Here is a 263-nt window from a genome sequence, read left to right on the forward strand (position 1 = left end):
CGCACCGGCGGTTCACGCGTCGTCGATGGCTTCGATGCCGCGCGCGCACTGCAGCACGCGCGCGTCTTCATAGCGCGGCGCCACGACCTGCAGCCCGACCGGCAACCCGCGCACCGTGCCCGCGGGTACCGAGCACGCCGGCACGCCGCAGTAGTTGAAGAGCGGCGTGAAGGCCGCGTGCCCGCGCGGCCCGGCGGGGCGGCCACCGATGACCGGCGGGCCGAGCTGATCGAGCGGCCAGGCCGTCACCGGCGTGGTGGGGC

1 protein-coding gene is annotated in these 263 nt (G+C 76.4%); it reads right to left on the reverse strand.

Annotated features, from left to right (window positions below; all coding sequences use genetic code 11):
* Positions 1-12: 12 nt before the first annotated feature.
* A partial coding sequence (locus tag CVH10_RS21550) for an amidase family protein (protein ID WP_369335954.1) occupies positions 13-263 on the reverse strand: 251 nt, incomplete at its 5' end.

This window comes from Halomonas sp. ND22Bw (assembly GCF_003011945.1).
Lineage (GTDB): Bacteria > Pseudomonadota > Gammaproteobacteria > Pseudomonadales > Halomonadaceae > Halomonas > Halomonas halophila.